The 18,715-nt window shown below is 67.9% G+C and carries 18 protein-coding genes and 1 pseudogene; 9 read left to right on the forward strand and 10 right to left on the reverse strand.

All coding sequences use genetic code 11. The annotated features are described in order from the left end of the window. Positions 1-7 precede the first annotated feature (7 nt). Positions 8-391, forward strand: a complete 384-nt coding sequence (locus RHOOR92_RS0104865) for a GntR family transcriptional regulator (protein WP_007510068.1) — start codon at positions 8-10, stop codon at positions 389-391. A gap of 70 nt (positions 392-461) precedes the next feature. On the opposite strand, the pseudogene RHOOR92_RS19920 reads toward RHOOR92_RS0104865, so the two are convergent. Further along, positions 462-677: pseudogene (locus RHOOR92_RS19920) on the reverse strand (radical SAM protein); the annotation flags it as partial. 146 nt (positions 678-823) lie between these two features. Between RHOOR92_RS19920 and RHOOR92_RS0104875 the strand changes: the two are divergent. Continuing rightward, positions 824-1,063: a hypothetical protein gene (locus tag RHOOR92_RS0104875; RefSeq protein WP_007510064.1), complete on the forward strand. Its 240-nt coding sequence runs from the start codon at positions 824-826 to the stop codon at positions 1,061-1,063. 81 nt (positions 1,064-1,144) lie between these two features. Here the strand turns inward: RHOOR92_RS0104875 and RHOOR92_RS0104880 are convergent, their stop codons facing one another. Then, complete coding sequence (locus RHOOR92_RS0104880; RefSeq protein WP_007510062.1) at positions 1,145-2,818, reverse strand: AMP-binding protein; 1,674 nt, start codon at positions 2,816-2,818, stop codon at positions 1,145-1,147. Between the two features lie 76 nt (positions 2,819-2,894). Here RHOOR92_RS0104880 and RHOOR92_RS0104885 point away from each other — a divergent pair, with 76 nt between their 5' ends. Beyond that, positions 2,895-3,272 carry a GlsB/YeaQ/YmgE family stress response membrane protein gene (locus tag RHOOR92_RS0104885; RefSeq protein ID WP_231378329.1) on the forward strand — a complete coding sequence of 126 codons (378 nt, stop codon included), beginning with the start codon at positions 2,895-2,897 and terminating at the stop codon, positions 3,270-3,272. 75 nt (positions 3,273-3,347) lie between these two features. Here the strand turns inward: RHOOR92_RS0104885 and RHOOR92_RS0104890 are convergent, their stop codons facing one another. Both RHOOR92_RS0104890 and RHOOR92_RS0104895 read right to left on the reverse strand, forming a co-directional pair. Next, a complete protein-coding gene (locus RHOOR92_RS0104890) occupies positions 3,348-5,018 on the reverse strand; it encodes an MFS transporter (RefSeq protein WP_015446347.1) in 1,671 nt (556 codons plus the stop codon). A 158-nt stretch (positions 5,019-5,176) separates the two neighbouring features. Beyond that, positions 5,177-6,553, reverse strand: a complete 1,377-nt coding sequence (locus tag RHOOR92_RS0104895; protein WP_027485072.1) for a carbohydrate porin — start codon at positions 6,551-6,553, stop codon at positions 5,177-5,179. Between the two features lie 221 nt (positions 6,554-6,774). On the opposite strand from RHOOR92_RS0104895, the gene acs reads away from it, so the two are divergent. Beyond that, on the forward strand, positions 6,775-8,715 hold the full coding sequence (acs, locus tag RHOOR92_RS0104900) for an acetate--CoA ligase (RefSeq protein ID WP_007510054.1): 1,941 nt from the start codon (positions 6,775-6,777) through the stop codon (positions 8,713-8,715). 97 nt (positions 8,716-8,812) lie between these two features. Further along, positions 8,813-9,487 carry a response regulator transcription factor gene (locus RHOOR92_RS0104905; RefSeq protein ID WP_007510051.1) on the forward strand — a complete coding sequence of 225 codons (675 nt, stop codon included), beginning with the start codon at positions 8,813-8,815 and terminating at the stop codon, positions 9,485-9,487. 123 nt (positions 9,488-9,610) lie between these two features. On the opposite strand, the gene RHOOR92_RS0104910 is transcribed toward RHOOR92_RS0104905, so the two are convergent. After that, positions 9,611-13,099: a PAS domain-containing hybrid sensor histidine kinase/response regulator gene (locus tag RHOOR92_RS0104910; protein WP_027485070.1), complete on the reverse strand. Its 3,489-nt coding sequence runs from the start codon at positions 13,097-13,099 to the stop codon at positions 9,611-9,613. An 88-nt stretch (positions 13,100-13,187) separates the two neighbouring features. On the opposite strand from RHOOR92_RS0104910, the gene RHOOR92_RS0104915 reads away from it, so the two are divergent. Next, on the forward strand, positions 13,188-13,832 hold the full coding sequence (locus tag RHOOR92_RS0104915; protein ID WP_015446343.1) for a 4'-phosphopantetheinyl transferase superfamily protein: 645 nt from the start codon (positions 13,188-13,190) through the stop codon (positions 13,830-13,832). Positions 13,833-13,916: 84 nt separating this feature from the next. Continuing rightward, positions 13,917-14,660, forward strand: a complete 744-nt coding sequence (locus tag RHOOR92_RS0104920) for a pyridoxine 5'-phosphate synthase (RefSeq protein ID WP_015446342.1) — start codon at positions 13,917-13,919, stop codon at positions 14,658-14,660. An 88-nt stretch (positions 14,661-14,748) separates the two neighbouring features. Here RHOOR92_RS0104920 and RHOOR92_RS0104925 read toward each other — a convergent pair whose 3' ends face one another. The 4 genes from RHOOR92_RS0104925 to RHOOR92_RS20045 form a co-directional block, all read right to left on the reverse strand. Beyond that, positions 14,749-15,153 (reverse strand): biopolymer transporter ExbD, encoded by a 405-nt coding sequence (locus tag RHOOR92_RS0104925; RefSeq protein ID WP_007510047.1) that lies wholly within the window; start codon positions 15,151-15,153, stop codon positions 14,749-14,751. Positions 15,154-15,157: 4 nt separating this feature from the next. Then, the gene (locus RHOOR92_RS0104930) at positions 15,158-15,580 is read right to left on the reverse strand and encodes a biopolymer transporter ExbD (RefSeq protein ID WP_007510046.1); all 423 of its coding nucleotides are present in this window, start codon (positions 15,578-15,580) and stop codon (positions 15,158-15,160) included. An 11-nt stretch (positions 15,581-15,591) separates the two neighbouring features. Continuing rightward, on the reverse strand, positions 15,592-16,323 hold the full coding sequence (locus RHOOR92_RS0104935) for a MotA/TolQ/ExbB proton channel family protein (protein ID WP_027489758.1): 732 nt from the start codon (positions 16,321-16,323) through the stop codon (positions 15,592-15,594). A 97-nt stretch (positions 16,324-16,420) separates the two neighbouring features. After that, positions 16,421-16,780, reverse strand: coding sequence for an energy transducer TonB (locus RHOOR92_RS20045; protein ID WP_255326663.1), 360 nt, complete (start codon positions 16,778-16,780; stop codon positions 16,421-16,423). Between RHOOR92_RS20045 and RHOOR92_RS19930 the strand changes: the two genes are divergently transcribed. Together RHOOR92_RS19930 and RHOOR92_RS19935 are read left to right on the forward strand one after the other, a co-directional pair. Beyond that, the gene (locus RHOOR92_RS19930; protein WP_231378330.1) at positions 16,701-16,952 is read left to right on the forward strand and encodes a hypothetical protein; all 252 of its coding nucleotides are present in this window, start codon (positions 16,701-16,703) and stop codon (positions 16,950-16,952) included. The genes RHOOR92_RS20045 and RHOOR92_RS19930 overlap by 80 nt on opposite strands. 54 nt (positions 16,953-17,006) lie before the next feature. Further along, positions 17,007-17,153 (forward strand): hypothetical protein, encoded by a 147-nt coding sequence (locus tag RHOOR92_RS19935; protein WP_231378331.1) that lies wholly within the window; start codon positions 17,007-17,009, stop codon positions 17,151-17,153. A 148-nt stretch (positions 17,154-17,301) separates the two neighbouring features. Here the strand turns inward: RHOOR92_RS19935 and RHOOR92_RS0104945 are convergent, their stop codons facing one another. Beyond that, positions 17,302-18,567, reverse strand: coding sequence for a tetratricopeptide repeat protein (locus RHOOR92_RS0104945; RefSeq protein ID WP_027489759.1), 1,266 nt, complete (start codon positions 18,565-18,567; stop codon positions 17,302-17,304). Between the last annotated feature and the right edge of the window lie 148 nt (positions 18,568-18,715).

The following is an 18,715-nucleotide window of genomic DNA, read 5'->3' on the forward strand; positions in this document are numbered from 1 at the left end:
GATACACATGGATGCTTCTCTGCTTACCGTTCAACCCACCGCGCCGGAGCCAATCTATCGGCAGATCGTCGAGCAGCTGCGCCGGCTGATTGCCGGCGGCCAGCTCGCGCACGGCGAACGGCTGCCGTCGGTGCGCGAGGTCGCCGGTTTCCACGCAATCAACCCGATGACCGTGTCGCGCGCCTACGGCATCGCCGAAAGCGAAGGCCTGGTCGAACGGCTGCGCGGCAAGGGCATGGCCGTTATCGCCATGCGCAAGGCCGCGCAAAGCGAAAGCCACCGGCTGGCCCTGCTCGAACCGCAACTGCAGGCGCTGGCGCGCCATGCGAACGAACTCGAATTGCCTGCCGCCTCGGTGCTGCGGCAACTGACCCGACTGCTGGGAGACTGAAATGAGCGCCATGCTCCACGACATCGAGACCGCCGCCGCCCCGCTTGCGGTACACGGCCTGATCCACTGCGCGGGTGATCACGCTCTTGGCGCGCTCCTCGGTGACCTCGGTGCGCGGGCGCGGTGCATCCCCGTCCAGCAGCGCGCTCTGCCAGCCGTCGTCCTCGGCCTGGTGGCGGATGCTTTCGAAGCGGCCTTCCGGATTGGAGGCGGCGCCGCGGCCCTTGAGCGGGCGCGTCGCGGGGAACTGTTCCGGGGAGGCCGGCAATGGCGAGGGACGATCCATCGCGGCAGTGTCGCGCGGCGACGTCTCAGCCGTCGCGACATTTTTGCGCGGCGTGATCCGGCGCGCGCCGGACGCGCCATGGCGACGCTATGATGCGGCCGTCCGCCGCTGCCGGCGGTGCGCTTCCACCTGTCGGGGCTTACTTCATGCGCTGGCTGCTGCTCGTCTCCACCGTGTTCGCGTTCGTGCTGTGCTTCACCCGCCACGGCGCCGGCGCCTGGGGCTTCTGGCTGCTGGTCGGGCTGATCGGCGTCTTCGCCACCACGCTGGCCTTCGTGCAGGCGCGCATCGCCGGCAGCGCACGCGGGGACAGCCTGTCCGAGTACGACCTGAAGCGGCTGCGCGAAGGCAAGGATCCGCTGAAGCACGATCGCCTGGCTCGATAAGGTCGCTGCGGGCAGGAGCGCACCCTGTGCGCGATGCTCTGAGGTCAATCCAGCCAAGAGCATCGCGCACAGGGTGCGCTCCTACAGGCCGAGCTCGTCGACCATCGCCTCGCGCATGCGGTACTTCTGCACCTTGCCGGTCACCGTCATCGGGAAGGCGTCGACGAAGCGCACGTAGTGCGGCACCTTGTAGTAGGCGAGGTGATGGCGGCAGTAGTCCTGGATCTCGGCTTCGCTGGCGCCGGCACCTTCGCGCAGACGGACCCACGCGCACACCTGCTCGCCGAACTTCGTGTCGGGCACGCCGAACACCTGCACGTCGAGCACCTTCGGGTGGGCGTACAGGAACTCCTCGACCTCGCGCGGGTACACGTTCTCGCCGCCGCGGATGATCATGTCCTTGAGCCGGCCCACGATGCGGCAGTAACCGTCTGCGTCGATCACCGCGAGGTCGCCGGTGTGCATCCAGCGTGCCGCGTCGATCACCTCGCGGGTGCGCGATTCGTCTTCCCAGTAGCCCAGCATCACCGAGTAGCCGCGCGTGCACAGCTCGCCCGGCGTGCCGCGCGGCACGATGAGCCCACGTTCGTCGACCAGCTTCACCTCCAGCTGCGGATGGATCCGGCCCACGCTGTCCACGCGGCGCTCCAGCGGGTCGTCCGGCACGGTCTGGAAGCTCACCGGGCTGGTCTCGGTCATGCCGTAGGCGATGGTGATCTCGGCCAGGTGCATCTCGCCGACCACCCGCCGCATCACCTCGATCGGGCACGGCGAGCCAGCCATGATGCCGGTGCGCAGGGTCGACAGGTCGAACTCGGCGAAGCGCGGGTGTTCCAGCTCGGCAATGAACATGGTGGGCACGCCGTGCAGGCCGGTGCATTTTTCCTCCGCCACGGTTTCCAGCGTGGCCAGCGCGTCGAAGCCCTCGCCGGGGATCACCATGCAGGCGCCGTGGGTGACGCAGGCGAGGTTGCCCAGCACCATGCCGAAGCAGTGGTAGAACGGTACCGGGATGCACAGCCGGTCGTACTCGGTGAGGCGCATCGCCTCGCCGATGAACCAGCCGTTGTTGACGATGTTGTGGTGGGTCAGCGTGGCGCCTTTCGGTGCGCCGGTGGTGCCGGAGGTGAACTGGATATTGACCGGATCGTCGAAGCCCAGTTCGCGTTCCACCTCGTGCAGCCGCGCCAGCGCCGCGGCGTCGCCGAGCGCCGCCAGCTGCCACCAGCCGCGCGTGCCGGGCGCCGGTTCGTCGTCGAGCAGGACCACCTCGCGCAGCGCCGGCAGCCGCGCCGCGCGTAACTCTCCCGGCACGCCGGCGGCCAGCTCCGGCGCCAGTTCGGTCAGGATGTCCAGGTAATGCGAGGTCTTGAAGCGGCGCGGCAGCACCAGCGCGCGGCAAGCCACCTTGTTCAGCGAATACTCCAGCTCGTGCGTGCGGTAAGCCGGATTGATGTTGACCAGCACCAGCCCGGCCTTCGGCGCGGCGAACTGCAGCAGCACCCACTCGGCGCGGTTCGGCGACCAGATGCCGATGCGCTCGCCGGGTTCGAGGCCCAGCGCCAGCAGCCCGGCAGCGATGCGTTCCACTTCGGTGTGGAATTGCCGGTAGCTCAGGCGCACGCCCTGCGCGCGCACCACCAGCGCCGGTCGATCGGGGTATGCGACGGCGATGCGGTCGATCAGCGAACCCACGGTGTCGCCCAGCAGCGGCTGCGCGCTGGCGCCGTGAACGTAACTTGCTGCGCTACTCATCGGTGCTCTCCCGTAGTCATCGTACGCAGCCCGGCTGCCAGCATAGCGTCTGCTTCCGGATCGCCGCTGCGCGTGCATGGTGCGGGTCGGCAGAATCACGCTTCAATCACGATCGCTGCACGGCAGAACTAGGACGCTTGCGCTGACATCGCGGCATGGCATCCTGCCGCCCCGCATTACCTGGGAATTCACGATGACTGCATCCGGCTTGATCATTTTTCTGCTCATCGGCGCGATCGCCGGCTGGCTGGCCGGCCTGATCGTGCGCGGTTTCGGCTTCGGCCTGCTCGGCAATATCGTGGTCGGCATCATCGGCGCGTTTCTCGCTGGCTGGCTGCTGCCGATGCTCGGCATCGGCTTCAGTCTCGGCAGCCCGATCGTCACCAGCATCATCTACGCGATGATCGGCGCGATCGTGCTGCTGGTGCTCATCGGCCTGATCAAGCGCGCCTGACCCGTCCGGTTCACCGTGGCCAACAAAAACGCAGCGGCACGAGCCGCTGCGTTTTTGGTTTCCAGGCGACTGTACTCAGTCGTTGAGGTCGACGTCCTTGGTCTCGCGCACGAACAGCATGCCGATCACGAAGGTCATCGTGGCAATCACCACCGGATACCACAGGCCGGCGTAGAAGTTGCCGGTGGCCGCGACGATGCCGAACGATACCGAGGGCAGGAAGCCGCCGAACCAGCCGTTGCCGATGTGGTAGGGCAGGCTCATCGAGGTGTAGCGGATGCGGGTGGGGAACATCTCCACCAGCCACGCGGCGATTGGTCCGTAGACCATCGTCACGTAGAGCACCAGGATGGTCAGCAGCAGGATCACCATCGGCGTGTTGGTCTGCGCCGGGTCGGCCTTGGCCGGGTAACCGGCAGCGGCTAGGGCCTTGCCGACGCTGTCGCCGAACGCCTTGCCCTGCGCGGTGAAGTCGGCCTTGGCCAGGGCGCCGCCCTCGAACGCGGGGAAGTCCTGGCCGCCGACCGAGACGACCGCCACCGTGCCCGGCGCCGCGGCGACGTTCTCGTACGGCACGCCGCGCTTGGCCAGGTAGCTCTTGGCCACGTCGCAGGAGCTGGTGAAGACCTTCTTGCCGATCAGGTCGATCTGCACGCTGCAGCCAGCCGGATCGGCCAGCACCTTGACCGGTGCCGCCACGCTGGCCGCCTCGATCGCCGGGTTGCCGTAGTGGGTGAGGCCCTTGAAGATCGGGAAGTAGGTCAGCGCGGCGAGCAGGCAGCCGGCCAGCACCACCGGCTTGCGCCCGATCTTGTCCGACAGCCAGCCGAACACCACGAAGAACGGCGTGCCGATCACCAGCGCCGCGGCGATCAGCAACTGCGTGGTGGTGGCGTCGATCTTCAGCGTGCTGCCGAGGAAGTACATCGCGTAGAACTGGCCGCAGTACCACACCACGGCCTGACCGGCGGTGGCGCCGAGCAGGGCCAGGATCACCAGCTTCAGGTTGCCCCAGCGCGCGAACGATTCGGTCAGCGGCGCCTTCGACTGCTTGCCCTCCTCCTTCATCTGCTTGAACACCGGCGACTCGGCCAGTTGCAAGCGGATGTACACCGAGATCGCCAGCAGCAGCGAGGACAGCAGGAACGGAATGCGCCAGCCCCAGTCGTTGAACTTGTCGCCGAGCATCCACTTGCAGCCCAGGATCACCAGCAGCGACAGGAACAGGCCGAAGGTGGCGGTGATCTGGATGAAGCTGGTGTACAGGCCGCGCTTGCCGTGCGGCGCATGCTCGGCCACGTAGGTGGCCGCGCCGCCGTATTCGCCGCCGAGTGCCAGGCCCTGCAGCATGCGCAGCGCGATCAGGATCACTGGTGCGGCCACCCCGATCGAGCCGTAACTGGGCAGCAGGCCGACGAAGAACGTGGACAGGCCCATGATCACGATGGTGATCAGGAAGGTGTACTTGCGCCCGACCAGGTCGCCGACCCGGCCGAACACCAGCGCGCCGAACGGACGCACCGCGAAGCCGGCGGCGAACGCCAGCAGGGCGAACACCAGCTGGCTGGCCTCGTTCAGGCCGGAGAAGAACTGGTGGCCGATGATCACGGCGAGCGAGCCGTACAGGTAGAAGTCGTACCACTCGAACACGGTGCCCAGGCTGGAAGCCAGGATCACCCGCTTGTGGCTGACGTCGAGCGCGGCGTCGGCCTGGTTGCCGATGGCGCCAATGGCATTGCTGGCCATGATGTTTCCCCTCCCGAATGGTGTGAGATGCCTCTGCCCGGAACGCTGGGGAGAAGTCGGAAGGTGCGGACCGTCCCTTGCCCCGGGCCGCACCTCGTCATCCTCCCGCTGTCGCGGGAGGTGGGTCGGCGGCGCGCCGGGGCACGCCGCCATGAACCTCAGAAGCGATAAAGCGCGTTGAGGCTGAACTGGTTGCCGGTGGTGGTCTTGCGATCCACGCCGTTGCTGGTGGAGTCGAGCTTGTCGTGCATCCATTCGGCGCTGAGGTCATACGAGCCGGCGGTGTACTGCAGGCTCAGCGCGGTCTGGCGGTTGCGCAGCAAGCCGGTCGAGCCGTTGCCCATCCAGGCGATCACGTCCTTGCTGTCGGGTTTGCTGTAGGCATAGAACGCATACAGGCTCCAGTTCGGCGTGAAGCTGTAGCCCGCCTGCACGAAGCCGCCGCTCTCCTGGATGTCGCCGAACTGCGACATCGCGCCGAAGATCTCGCCAAGGCCGTTGCCGGTGTAGGCCAGTCCCTTGAACGTCCACGGGCCCGGCTTCCACTGGCCGCCGATTTCGTAGCCGGTGCTCTTCACGCTGGACTGGATCGGCGTCGGCGCGGTGCCGCCCACGCCGCGCAGGTCGACCTTGCTGTAGTGCGCCGAGAAGTACGCCAGCCAGTTCTTGTCCTGCACGTGCAAGCGTGCCTCCACCTGCGGGCGGAAGCCGGCGCTGCCGGCGGTGAGGTAGTTGACGTTGTTGCCCGGTCCGCTCCAGGTGCCCTCGAACGCGCCCACGTCGAGCCGCCACTGCGCACCGGTACTGCCGTGGTTGAGGTCCTGCATCACCACCACGCCGGGGAAGCGCCAGCCGCCGTAGCCGGAACCGAAGCCGAGCGGGAACGCGATGTGCGCCAGCGAGGTCGGCGAGTTGTCGACCGGGAACATCAGGTCCCACTGCTGGCCGATGCGCACGGTGGTGCCGCTCTCGGGGTTGGTCAGGTCCATGTAGGCCTGGCGCAGACGCGGCGTCGGCTGCTGCTGGCTGTACGCGCCGGTGCCGTTGAAGCCGCCGAAGAAGTCCATCTCGATGCGCCCGCCGCCGCTCCAGTTGCCGGCGAACTTGGCGCCCTTGAAGTCGAGCCAGAAGCGCGTGTTGCGCACGTCGACCCCGGAGAGCGAGCCTTTCGAGCCGGGGATCGGGAACAGCGCGTTCTGACCGTTGCCGTAGGTGAAGCTCTTGTTCTGGCTGAACGCGCTGGCGCTGACGAAACCGTGCAGCGCCACCGACACGCCGGGCGCGCTGCTGAACACCGGCGTCGCCGCCACTGGGGCCGCCGCCACGTTCTGCGCGGGTGCCGGCGGCGCGGGCGCGGCCTTCTGCGCCTGGATCATGGCCTTCAGTTCGTTCAACTGCTGCTCGAGCTGCGCCACACGCTGCTCAAGTTGCTGCTCGCGCGTGTCCGCCTGCGCGTGGCCGGCCAGCGGAAGCATCAGGGCGCAAGCCATGCTCAGGGCAAGCGCGGAGTAACGATGGGTGTGTCGTTGAGTCATGCGTGCGTCTCCCCAGGGTCGATGACGAGCCGAGCATGGCCATGCTGCGACGCGGGCGACTATTCGCCTTTGGTCGAACTTCGACCAAAGTCGAGCCGGCGGCGCGCCGCTACCTTCGCGACGATCGGGCTACACTCGAAGCGTGCGCACCGCCGGGCGTCGACGCCTGCCGCGGTATCCCCCTTCGCCACCTTCCACGCCGAGCCAGCAGGAGCCCAGCCATGTCCAAGCTCTATCCGGTCAACCCTTCGTTTGCCGCCGCGTCGCGCCTGCGCCGCGACGACTACACCCGCCTCTACGCCGAGTCGGTCAGCGACCCGGAAGGCTTCTGGGGCCGCATCGGCCAGCGCCTGGACTGGATCAAGCCGCCGACCAAGATCAAGGACGTCTCGTTCGATCCGAAGGACCTGCACATCCGCTGGTACGAGGACGGCGAGCTCAATGTCTCGGCGAACTGCCTCGACCGCCAGCTGGAAAAGCGCGGCGACAAGGTGGCGATCATCTTCGAGGGCGACGACCCGAAGGACTCGCGCAAGATCACCTACCGCGAGCTGCACGCCGAGGTGTGCAAGTTCGCCAACACGCTGAAGCACCTGGGCGTGGTCAAGGGCGACCGCGTGGCGATCTACCTGCCGATGATCCCCGAGGCGGCGGTGGCGATGCTGGCCTGCGCGCGGCTCGGCGCGATCCATTCGGTGGTGTTCGGCGGCTTCTCGCCCGACTCGCTGGCCGGGCGCATCGTCGATTCGCAGGCCAAGGTGGTGATCACCGCCGACGAGGGCCGGCGCGCCGGCAAGCACATCCCGCTCAAGGTCAACGTGGATGCGGCACTGGAACGCCCCGGCACCAACAGCGTGGAGACCGTGATCGTGGTGCGCCACACCGGCGGCGCGGTGCACATGCAGTCGCCGCGCGACCGCTACTGGCACACGCTGATGGAAGGCCAGTCGGCCGACTGCGCGCCCACCCCGGTCGAGGCCGAGCACCCGCTGTTCGTGCTGTACACCTCCGGCTCCACCGGCAAGCCGAAGGGCGTGCAGCACTCCACCGGCGGCTACCTGGTGTTCATCAGCTACACCCACGAGCAGGTGTTCGACCTGCGTGAGGACGACATCTACTGGTGCACCGCCGACGTGGGCTGGGTCACCGGCCACAGCTACGTGGTGTACGGCCCGCTATGCAACGGCGCCACCACCGTGATGTTCGAGGGCGTGCCGAACTACCCCGACCACAGCCGCTTCTGGCAGGTGATCGACAAGCACCAGGTCAGCATCTTCTACACCGCGCCCACCGCGATCCGCGCGCTGATGCGCGAGGGCGAGGCGCCGGTGAAGAAGTGCTCTCGCGCGTCGCTGCGCCTGCTCGGCTCGGTCGGCGAGCCGATCAACCCGGAGGCGTGGGAGTGGTACTACCGGGTGGTCGGCGAGGAGCGCTGCCCGATCGTCGACACCTGGTGGCAGACCGAGACTGGCGGCATCATGATCTCGCCGCTTCCCGGCGCGATCGCCACCAAGCCCGGCTCGGCCACCCTGCCGTTCTTCGGCGTGAAGCCGGCCATCATCGACGCCGAAGGCACCGTGCAGGAAGGCGTGGCCGAGGGCAACCTGCTGATCACCGACTCCTGGCCCGGCCAGGTGCGCACCATCTACGGCGACCACCAGCGCTTCATCGAAACCTACTTCAGCGCCTACCCCGGCAACTACTTCTCCGGCGACGGCGCGCGCCGCGACGAGGACGGCTACTACTGGATCACCGGCCGCGTCGACGACGTGATCAACGTGTCCGGCCACCGCCTCGGCACCGCCGAAGTGGAGAGCGCGCTGGTGGCGCACCCGAAGGTGGCCGAGGCGGCCGTGGTCGGCTGCCCGCACGAGATCAAGGGCCAGGGCATCTATGCGTACGTCACCCTGGTCGCCGGCGAAACCGGCAGCGACGAGCTGCGCAAGGAACTGATCGCCTGGGTGCGCAAGGAGATCGGCCCGATCGCCACGCCGGACTACCTGCAGTGGGCGCCCGGCCTGCCGAAGACGCGCTCGGGCAAGATCATGCGCCGCATCCTGCGCAAGATCGGCGAGAACCTGCCCGACCAGCTCGGCGACATCACCACCCTGGCCGATCCCAGCGTGGTGAAGAACCTGGTGGACGAGCGATTGATCAAATGAGGAAATGGCAGGAGCGCACGCCGTGCGCTGTGCTTTTCCACACAGCAGAGCAAAAGCATCGCGCACGGGGTGCGCTCCCGCCTTGCCGACGAACGCCATGCCCGACATCCTGATCGCCGACGACCACCCGCTGTTCCGCGACGCGCTGCAGCGCGCGGTGCTGGCCGCCATGCCGCAGGCACGCGTGCATACCGCCGACAGCGTGCACGCCCTGCTCGGCCTGATCGAGCAATTCCCCGATGCCGAGCTACTGCTGCTGGACCTGCACATGCCCGGCGCGCGCGGCTATTCCGCGCTGGCGCACATCCGCGGCCAGTATCCGGGCCTGCCGACCATCGTGGTGTCCGGCCACGAAGAAGCGCAGGTGGCACGCCGCGCGCTGGCTCACGGTGCGTCGGCGTACATCCCGAAATCGAGTTCGGGCGAAAGCATCGTGGCGGCGATCCGCGCCGTGCTCGACGGCGACGTCTGGCTGCCGCCACAACTGGTCGGCGGCAACGCCGAGCTCAGGCCCGACGAAGCCGCCGCTGCCGCGCAGGTCGCCGCGCTGACACCGCAGCAGTTTCGCGTGATGACGATGATCGCCGAAGGCCTGCTGAACAAGCAGATCGCCTGGGAGCTCGGCGTTTCCGAAGCCACCGTCAAGGCGCACATGACCGCGATCATGCGCAAGCTCGGCGTCAACAACCGCACCCAGGTCGCGCTGATCGCCAGCCAGCTGGCGGTCGAACCCGGCGCGATGCAGCCGCTGCCCGAAGACGACGACGCCTGAAGCCGTCCTGGGCAGGCTTGCGAAGGCAATCCGCCACCGCGGAAAGCCCGGATTGCCCCATGGCGGAACGCACGGCGGAATTCGCGCCAGCAAACGGATGGGGCCGACGCGGTATCGGGCCTGCTAATCCGCTGAACTCGCGGGCTCCCCCTGCCTGCGTACCAGCGCCGTCAGCAGCGCGCGCAGCGCGGCGGGGCGCACCGGCTTGTGCAGCAGCGGGTAGCCGAGCGCGCGGGCGCGCTGTTTCAGCTCGCTGCTGCCGTCGGCGGTGATCATCGCCACGGGCGGCAGGTCGCCCAGCGTCTGGCGCAACTGCTGCAGCACCTGCAGGCCGTCGGCATCGTCGGCCAGGTGATAGTCGGCCAGGATCAGGTCCACCGTGCCGCGGCGCAGTTCGTCGCGCGCCTGTGCCGCGTCGAGCGCGATGCGGCAGTCGACGCCCCAGCGGCTGAGCAGGGCGCGCATGCCGTCGAGGATCGCCGCGTCGTTGTCCAGGCACAGCACGGTCAGCGGCAGCTGCTTGTCGGTGCCGCTGCGTTGCACGCGCTGGCGGCGCACCGGCACCGCCTCGTTGCGCGGCACGGTCACCGCGAAGCAGCTGCCGTGCTCGACCCGCGAATGCAGGTCGAGCCGGTGGCCGAGGATGCCGGCCAGGCGGTCGCAGATCGACAGGCCCAGGCCCAGTCCTTTCTCGCCCCACGGCGAAGGCTGTTCCAGCCGCTGGAACTCGTCGAAGATCCGCGCGCGCTGCTCCGCCGCGATACCGGGGCCGGAGTCCCATACCTCGATGCGCACCTCGTCCACGCCGACCCGCCGCGCACCCAGCAGTACGCTGCCCTTGCTGGTGTAGCGCAGCGCGTTGGAGAGGAAGTTCTGCAGGATCCGGCGCAGCAGCTGCGGGTCGCTGCGCACCGCCAGCCGCGTCGGCACCACGCGCAGGCGCAGCCCGCGCCGTTCGGCGACCACCGCGAACTGCGCCGTCAGCGAATCGAACAGCTCGGCCAGCGCGAACGCGCCGACCTCGGGGTGGTAGCTGCCGGCATCCAGCCGCGAGACGTCGAGCAATGCATCGAGCAGGTCCTCGGCGGCGCGGAACGAGGCGTCGATGCGCTCGGCCAGACCGCTAGCCTCGGGGTCCAGTCCGGGATGCTGGCGCAGTGCCGAGGTGAACAGGCGCGCCGCGTTGAGCGGCTGCAGCAGGTCGTGGCTGGCGGCGGCCAGGAAGCGCGTCTTGGAGATGTTCGCCGTTTCCGCCGCGCGCCGCGCCTGCGCGGTGGCGACCAGCGCCTCGGACAGCTCGGCAGTGCGCTGCTCGACGCGCTGCTCCAGCGTCTCGTTCACCTCGATCAGCGCCTGCTCGGCGTGCTTGTACGCGGTGACGTCGGTATAGGTGGTGACGTAGCCGCCGCCGGGCAGCGCGCGGCCGCGCATCTCGATCACCGTGCCGTCCGGGCGCACGCGCTGGAACAGGTGCGCCGAGCCGGCCCGCATGTACTGGATGCGCTTGGCCACGTGCGCCTCGACCTCGCCCGGGCCGCACTCGCCGCGCTCGGCGTTCCAGCGGATCAGCTCGGCCACCGGCACGCCCACGTGCACCATGCCGTCGGGGTAGTCGAACAGTTCCAGGTAGCGCCGGTTCCACGCCACCAGGCGCATCCGCGCGTCGACCACGCTGATCCCCTGCGAAACGTTTTCCAGCGTGGTGGACAACAGCTCGCGGTTGAAGCGCAACTCCTGCGAGGCCTCGTCCAGCAACGCCATCGACTCGGCCAGGTCCAGGCCGCTGCCGGACAGCGCGCTGATCAGGATGCGCCGCGCGTTCGCCGCGCCCACCGCCGAGGCGAGCAGCCGCTCGGTGTACTGGATCAGTGCGCGGTCGGCCGCCTCGCCGGCCAGCAGCGGCTTGCCGCGGCGCTGTCCGTATTCCTCGAACGCGCGCACGCTGCTGCGCTCGCCCACGATGCGCTCGGCGATGGTGCGCAGGTCGGCCACCGCCACGCGGCCGCGCCAGTCGCCGCTGCCGCCGCGGCTGGCCGGATCGGCATCCATGAACATCGCCGCGTGCAGGCGCTCCTCCAGGCTGGGCCGCAGCCGCAGCGAGACGAACACCAGGCAGCCCACGTTGGTCAGCAACGACCAGAACGTGCCGTGCATCACCGGGTCCCAGCCGCTCAGGTGGAACAGCGCCTGCGGGCGCAGCCAGTCCCAGCCGAACGGACCGTGCTGCAGCCAGCCATCCGAGCGGATCAGCGCCGGCAGCAGCAAGGTGTACAGCCACACCGCGAAGCCGCCGGCCAGGCCCACGATCACGCCGCGACGGCTGGCGCCGCGCCAGTACAGCGCGGCGATCAGCGCCGGCGCGAACTGCGCCACCGCGGCGAACGCGAGCAGGCCGGTGGCAGCCAGGTTCTCCGCGTTCGCGGCGGCCCGGTAGTAGGCGTAGGCCATCACCGCCAGCAGGATGATCGCCACCCGGCGCACGCCCAGCACCAGCTGCGACAGGTCGCTGCGCTGCTCCAGCCGCAGCGGGCGGATGCGCAGCAGCGCTGGCATCACCAGGTCGTTGCTGATCATCGTCGACAGCGCCACCGAGGCCACGATCACCATGCCGGTTGCCGCCGAGAAACCGCCGATGAAGGCCAGCAGCGCCATGCCGCGGTCACCGTGCGCCATCGGCAGGGTCAGCACCCAGGCGTCAGCGGCGCCGTCGCGCACCAGCGGCAGGTGTGCGCCGGCCGCCACGATCGGCAGCACCGCCACGCTGACGATGACCAGGTACAGCGGCACCATCCAGCGCGCACGGGTGAGGTCGTCGGTGTCCTCGCATTCGACCATGCCGATCTGGAACTGCCGCGGCAGGCAGAACATCGCGCAGAACGCCAGCATCGTCTGCGCCAGGAAACCCGGCGACAGGCCATGGCTCAGCTGGGCAGCCGGAAGCTGCACGGTATCGGCCAGCCCGGGGCCTTGCCACAGCGCGTAGCCGGCCAGCGCCACGAACGCGAGCAGCTTGATCAGCGACTCCAGCGCAATCGCCAGCATCATGCCGTGGTGGTGTTCGGTGGCGTCGATGCTGCGCGTGCCGAACAGGATCGCGAATACCGCCAGCAGCACCGCGCACCACAGCGCGCTGTCGACGCCGCCGGCGGTCACCATGCCGTGCCTGACCCCGCCCAGCACGCTGTACGACATCGCCACCGCCTTGAACTGCAGCGCGATGTACGGCACCACGGCGACCACCGCGATCACCGCCACCAGCGCGGCCAACCCGTGCGACTTGCCGAAGCGCGCGCCGATGAAGTCGGCGATCGAGGTGATGTTGCGCTGCCTCACCGTCTGCACCAGCCGGCGCAGCAGGCCGAAGCCGAACACGAACAGCAGGATCGGGCCGAGGTAGATCGGCAGGTAGGCCAGGCCGTCGCGTGCGGCGGTGCCGACCGCGCCGTAGAACGTCCACGACGAGCAGTACACCGCCAGCGCCAGGCTGTAGACGATCGGCCGCAGTCGCGGCTGGCGCGGGTACAGCGGCCGACGGTCGCCCGCGTAGGCCACCACGAACAGCAGCCCGACGTACAGCAGCGACACCAGCAGCAGCATCCACCCCTGAATCAAGTCACCTTCTCCCGGCCAGACGATCGACGGGCGCGGCACCATGCGGCCCGTGCTTGTGCCATGGCGGTGCCGGCGGCACCATGCGCGGATGATCGCCGCGCCCGCACCGACACTTGCCAACGTAGCAGAGCACCTGCGCGATGACGAGATTCATGTGTGGCGGCTGGACCACCAGCAGTCGCGCGGGCGGGCACCGCTGCGCGCACTGCTGGCCACCTACCTCGGCATCGCGGCAGAGCAGGTGGTGCTGGCCGAGGGCGAGCACGGTCGCCCCGCGCTCGCCGCCGGGCTGGACCCGACGCTCGGCTTCAACTGGTCGCACAGTGGCGGCCATGCCCTGGTCGCGGTCGGCCGCCATGTCGCGCCGGGGATCGACCTCGAATGCCTGCGCCCACGCCCGCACGCACTGCAGCTCGCCCGGCGTTTTTTCTGCGCCGAGGAGGCCGCGGCGCTGGCCGCCTTGCCGGAGGCCGAGCGCGGCGCCGTCTTCCTCGAACTGTGGACCGCCAAGGAGGCGGTGCTGAAGGCGCTGGGGCGCGGCCTCGCGTTCGGCCTGGACCGGCTCAGCGTCGCCAGCGCGGACGGACGGCTGCAGCTGCGGCGGCTGCACGGCGACGACGCCGGCGCCTGGCAGCTGCAGCGGCTGGCGCTCGGGCATGGCCTGATCGCCGCCCTGGCGTGGCGCGGCGGCGAGCGGCGGATCCGCCTCGGCACGCTTGCCAGCGACGACTGATCGGCGCAGTGTTTCCGGTCCATCGACCGGCCCGTGCGCCACCCGCGTGCCACGCCGATCGCCCACCACCAAGAACCGCCCGCCATGACCCTGCTCAGTGTCAACCTCAACAAGATCGCCGTGCTGCGCAATTCGCGCGGCGGCCACGAACCGGATATCTGCCGCGCCGCGCAGACCTGCATCGAGGCCGGCTGTGGCGGCATCACCGTGCACCCGCGCCCGGACCAGCGCCACGTGCGGCCGCAGGACGTGCGCACACTGGCCGCGATGCTGCGCGGGCGGGTCGAGTACAACATCGAAGGCAACCCGTTTGCCGCCGCCCGCGGCGACTACCCGGGACTGATCGCGCTGGCCCGCGAGGTGCGCCCGACCCAGGTGACCCTGGTGCCGGACAGCGACGGCCAGATCACCTCCGACCACGGCTTCGACCTGCGCCGCGACATCGCGCAGCTGCACCCGCTGGTCAGCGAACTGTGCGACCTGGGCTGCCGGGTCAGCCTGTTCGTCGACGCCGGCAGCCGGGATTTCGAGCTGGCCGCAGCGATCGGCGCGCAGCGCGTCGAGATCTACACCGGCCCCTACGCCGAGGCCTTCGCCGATGGCCAGCCCGCGGCGGCGCTGGCCGCGTGCGCCGACACCGCGCGCCGCGCGCAGCAGGCCGGGCTGGCGGTGAACGCCGGACACGACCTCAGCCAGGCGAACCTGGGCACCTTCAAGGCGGCGATTCCCGGACTGGCCGAAGTCTCCATCGGCCATGCGCTGATCGGCGAGGCGCTGTACGAAGGACTGGCCACCACCGTGCGCAACTACCTGCAGATCCTGCGCTGAGCGCTGCCCCGCGGCCCGCTCACGCAAACAAAAACCCCCGCACAGGGCGGGGGTCTTCGATGCTGCGTGCTGCCGCGGCAGCGCCCGGTCAGAAGTTCTCGGTGAAACCGATCTTGACCAGGTTGTAGCTCTTCGCATCCGCCAGCACGCGCGCCACGTACTGGTAGGCCACCGCGTCATCCGCGGCGATCTGGATTTCCGGCTGGTTGCTCTGCTGGGCGATCACCGCGAGCTGTGCCTTCAGGCCCAGCTCGTCGACCGGCGTGTCGTTCCAGTACAGCGCACCGGCCTGGTCGATCTTCAGGTGGATCGGATCCAGCGGCGTGGTCGGCGGCGTCGGGTTCGGGTTCGGCTGCGGCAGGTCGACCTGGATCTTGTGCGCCAGCACCGGCGCCGTGATCATGAAGATGATCAAGAGCACCAGCATCACGTCGACCAGCGGCGTGACGTTGATCTCCGACATCGGACCGCTGGTTTTGGTGGAGAAAGACATCTCGTTACCCCTTCGGCGCGTCGGTGGTCATGAAGCCGACATGGACCATGCCCGAATCCTTGGCGTCGCCGATGATCTTCTTCACGATCTTGAACTCGGTGTTCTTGTCCGCACGGATCTGCAGTTCCGGCTGGGGCGACTTCTGCGCATTCACCGCAAACTGCGCCCGCAACTCGGCTTCGGTGACCAGGTGGTCATTGAAGTACAAGCTGCCGTCCTGCTTGACCGCCAGATCCAGAGGCGCCACCGGCAACTCCGCATCCTTGGTCTTCGGATTCGCGATCGGCAGATCGATCGTGATGGAGTGCGACATCAGCGGCGCCGTGATCATGAAGATGATCAGCAAAACCAGCATCACGTCGACCAGCGGCGTGACGTTGATTTCCGACATCGGACCGCCGGAATTGCCACCTAGGCTGACTGCCATGGGTCAATCCCTCACTTCTGGCTTTCGACGCGCGAACCGGTGGCGAAGAAGTCGTGCAGGTCGTGCGCGAATTCGTCGAAGCGTGCATAGACCACGCGGTTCGAGCGGCTGAAGAAGTTGTAGGCGAACAGCGCCGGGATCGCGGCGAACAGACCGAACGCGGTCATGATCAGCGCCTCGCCGACCGGGCCGGCCACCGCGTTCATCGACGCGTTGCCAGAAGCGGCAATCTTGATCAAAGCATGATAGATGCCCCACACGGTACCGAGCAGACCGACGAACGGCGCGGCCGAGCCCACCGTGGCGAGCAGGGTCATGCCGCCTTCCAGGCGCATGCTCTCGCGGGCCACGGCCTGACGCAGGGCGCGGTCGATGAACTCGGAACGGCTCAGCGACTCGGCCAGACGTCCGGTGGTGCCGGCCGCCGCTGTGGCCTGCTGGTGGTGGGCGACCGCCGAGGCGGCGTCGAGCGCGATCTTGGAGAACGGCTCGCTGCGCGGCTGGGCTTCCAGTTCACGGATCGCGTCCTGGGTGGAGCCGTTGCCCCAGAAGCCGTCGATGACCTTGTCGGCGCGGGCCTTCACCGTCGCATTGCGGATGCCGTTGGCGACGATGAAGTACCACGACAGGAACGACATCACGACCAGGGTCACGAAGACGACCCAACCGAGCGGATCAAAATTGTGGATCAAATCACCAAAGCCCATGGCCTTCATGGCTTCAGCATTGGTGTTGCCACCCAAAGCTTGTGCGGCATCGGTCGTTGCAGGAGTTTGTAGGAACATAACGCTACCCTAAGGAAGTCAAGCGTGAACTGTAACTGTAACCGGGCGGACCCGGTTACAGCTGGTTGAGATTGAAGTTGACCGGAACGCGTGCGTACCCTTCAACTTTTTGTCCATTTCGAATCGTTGGATTGAAGCGCCAACGACGTGCGGCATCCATGGCAGCACGATCGAGTTCGTGGTAACCGCTGGAGCGGTCGATCTTGATGTCCTTCGGCGAACCATCCACGCCCACCAGGATCATCAGCACGACCGTACCCTCATGCCGCTGACGGATCGCCTGCGGCGGGTACTTCGGCTGAAGACGGCTGTTGTAGCTCAGGTCCGAACTGGCCGTGATATCCGAAGGCGGCGCAGGCGGAGCCGGCGGCGCCGGTGGCGGTGCCGGAGTCGCGTTCGCTGAAACCTCATCCACCGGTGGCGGCGGCGTCGGCGGCGGCGGGGTCGGCGGCGGCTTGATCTGCTGGATGATCTTCGGCGGCGGCTGCTTCGGCGGCTCCGGCGGCGGCGGCGGCGGCGGCGGCGGCGGCGGCGGCGGCTCGATGAAGTTCACCTGGACGATGCGTTCCTTTTCCTTGTGGTTCTGATTCGGTGGCGCCATCGGCGCCACGATCAACAGGAAGGCAAACGCATGCAGCCCGATGGCAACTGCCAATGCCCAGGTGCGTTTCCAACTAAACGGCTCGCGCCCGATTTCTTCGTTACTTGAGGCCATCTGTCACTGTCTGGAGCTGATCAAACCGAAGGAGAACGTTGCCGCAGGGCTTGGCCCCGAAGCCGTCGTCTGATGCCTTGACGGATCCGAAGGGAACATGCCGCTGGGGAGACGCAGGGAAAGGTTTCAACGGTACAACAGCACATGACATTTGTATAGCGCCGCGGGGCGAATCATATGGACGTCCATCCACCCCGCGACCTGCCAGGTGCCTCGGCCGGTCACTCGGCGCCGGTCTTTTTCAGCCAGTCCCTTGCCTTCGCCGCCGTCTCCGGATCCTGTGCGGCCTTCTTCATCGCGGCGATCGCCGCCGGCTTGTTCTTCAAGCCACGCTCGGACTCGGCCAGCAGCATGTACGCCGTACCCTTGTGCTGCACGCCCTTGTCGATCGCCTGCTGGACCAGGCCCTTGGCCTGGCTGTACTTGTTCTCGCTCAGCAGCAGGCGTCCTGCGCGCAGCGCGGCCTCACCGTTGCTGGCCAGCGGGATGGCCTTGTTGTAATAGCCGATCGCCTTGTCGATGTTGTTGCCGATCTCGGCGGACTGGCCGAGCAGCACGTAGGTTTCCGCGTCGGGTTTGAGCACGCCCTTGCCGATACCGTCCTCAAGCACCTGCTGGGCCTTGAGCGCGTTCGGCGCAGGATCGGAACTGTCCTGGCCGCTGATCAGGTACAGCTTGGCCAGGTTCACATACTGGGTGTCCTTGCCGAGCTTGCCGGCGGCGCGGGCCTTTTCCAGCATCTGGATCGCTTCGGGGTACTTGTGCGCCTGCATCAGCACGGCGACCGCGTTGTTGAGCACGTTCGGGTCGTCCGGATTGGAACTGAGCTGGCTGGTAGCCAGTGCGGCTGCCTTGTCGTCCTGGCCGGATTCGGCGTAGCTGGCCATCAGGATCTGGTCCCAGGTCGGCTGCGGCTTGTCGGTCAGCGACTTGGCCTTGGTGATGGCGGCGATCGCCTCGGGATATTTGCCGAGCCGATAGTCGGCATTGCCTTCGAGCGCGTACGAATCGGCGGTTTCCTTCTTGCCTTCGGCGCGCCACTTGGCGATCGTGTCCAGCGCGGCCTGGTACTGCTCGTCGGCCAGCTGGAACTGCGCCAGCATGTACATCAACTGGAAGTAGGTGTCATTCGGCATCACGCCAAGCGCCAGCGAGCGCTGCAGCGCGGCGATCGCGCCCTTGGTGTCGCCGTCGTTGTAGTGGAGGCTGGCCATGCCCTGCAGGGCGAGCGCCTGAGCGTACTTGCTCTTGCTGCCGTCGATGATCGGCTGCAGCAGTTGCTCGGCCTTGGCCTTGTCGCCCTCGTTGACCGCATCCAGGCCGTCGTTGAGGTTCTTCTGATCCTTCACGCTGCTCAGGTCGAGCTTCGGCTCGACGCGCGTCGCGTTCGGATACAGCACTTCCTTCTTGGGTTTGGCGTCGTCGCTCTTGCGCGCCAGTGCCGGGCTGCTGGCCACGCCCAGCAGCAGCGCAATGCCGGCCAGCATGGTTAACCCTCGGGCATGCTTCATGGTGATCCTCTGATGTCTGGGCGTGTCGTGATGACGCGGGGGATTGCGGAGCGTAACTCGACCCGGCACGGGATAACAAGTTGCACTGCCGCATCAAAGCCTGTTGAAAATCAATTGCTTGGCG

Source organism: Rhodanobacter sp. OR92 (assembly GCF_000427545.1).
Lineage (GTDB): Bacteria > Pseudomonadota > Gammaproteobacteria > Xanthomonadales > Rhodanobacteraceae > Rhodanobacter > Rhodanobacter denitrificans.

Coding starts and splice junctions, on each gene's coding strand:
- RHOOR92_RS0104865 (WP_007510068.1), top strand. CDS start 8: ATGGATGCTTCTCTGCTTACCGTTCAACCCACCGCGCCGGAGCCAATC.
- RHOOR92_RS0104875 (WP_007510064.1), top strand. CDS start 824: ATGCGCTGGCTGCTGCTCGTCTCCACCGTGTTCGCGTTCGTGCTGTGC.
- RHOOR92_RS0104880 (WP_007510062.1), bottom strand. CDS start 2,818: ATGAGTAGCGCAGCAAGTTACGTTCACGGCGCCAGCGCGCAGCCGCTG.
- RHOOR92_RS0104885 (WP_231378329.1), top strand. CDS start 2,895: ATGGTGCGGGTCGGCAGAATCACGCTTCAATCACGATCGCTGCACGGC.
- RHOOR92_RS0104890 (WP_015446347.1), bottom strand. CDS start 5,018: ATGGCCAGCAATGCCATTGGCGCCATCGGCAACCAGGCCGACGCCGCG.
- RHOOR92_RS0104895 (WP_027485072.1), bottom strand. CDS start 6,553: ATGACTCAACGACACACCCATCGTTACTCCGCGCTTGCCCTGAGCATG.
- acs (WP_007510054.1), top strand. CDS start 6,775: ATGTCCAAGCTCTATCCGGTCAACCCTTCGTTTGCCGCCGCGTCGCGC.
- RHOOR92_RS0104905 (WP_007510051.1), top strand. CDS start 8,813: ATGCCCGACATCCTGATCGCCGACGACCACCCGCTGTTCCGCGACGCG.
- RHOOR92_RS0104915 (WP_015446343.1), top strand. CDS start 13,188: ATGATCGCCGCGCCCGCACCGACACTTGCCAACGTAGCAGAGCACCTG.
- RHOOR92_RS0104920 (WP_015446342.1), top strand. CDS start 13,917: ATGACCCTGCTCAGTGTCAACCTCAACAAGATCGCCGTGCTGCGCAAT.
- RHOOR92_RS0104925 (WP_007510047.1), bottom strand. CDS start 15,153: ATGTCTTTCTCCACCAAAACCAGCGGTCCGATGTCGGAGATCAACGTC.
- RHOOR92_RS0104930 (WP_007510046.1), bottom strand. CDS start 15,580: ATGGCAGTCAGCCTAGGTGGCAATTCCGGCGGTCCGATGTCGGAAATC.
- RHOOR92_RS19935 (WP_231378331.1), top strand. CDS start 17,007: ATGGCAACTGCCAATGCCCAGGTGCGTTTCCAACTAAACGGCTCGCGC.
- RHOOR92_RS0104945 (WP_027489759.1), bottom strand. CDS start 18,567: ATGCTGGCCGGCATTGCGCTGCTGCTGGGCGTGGCCAGCAGCCCGGCA.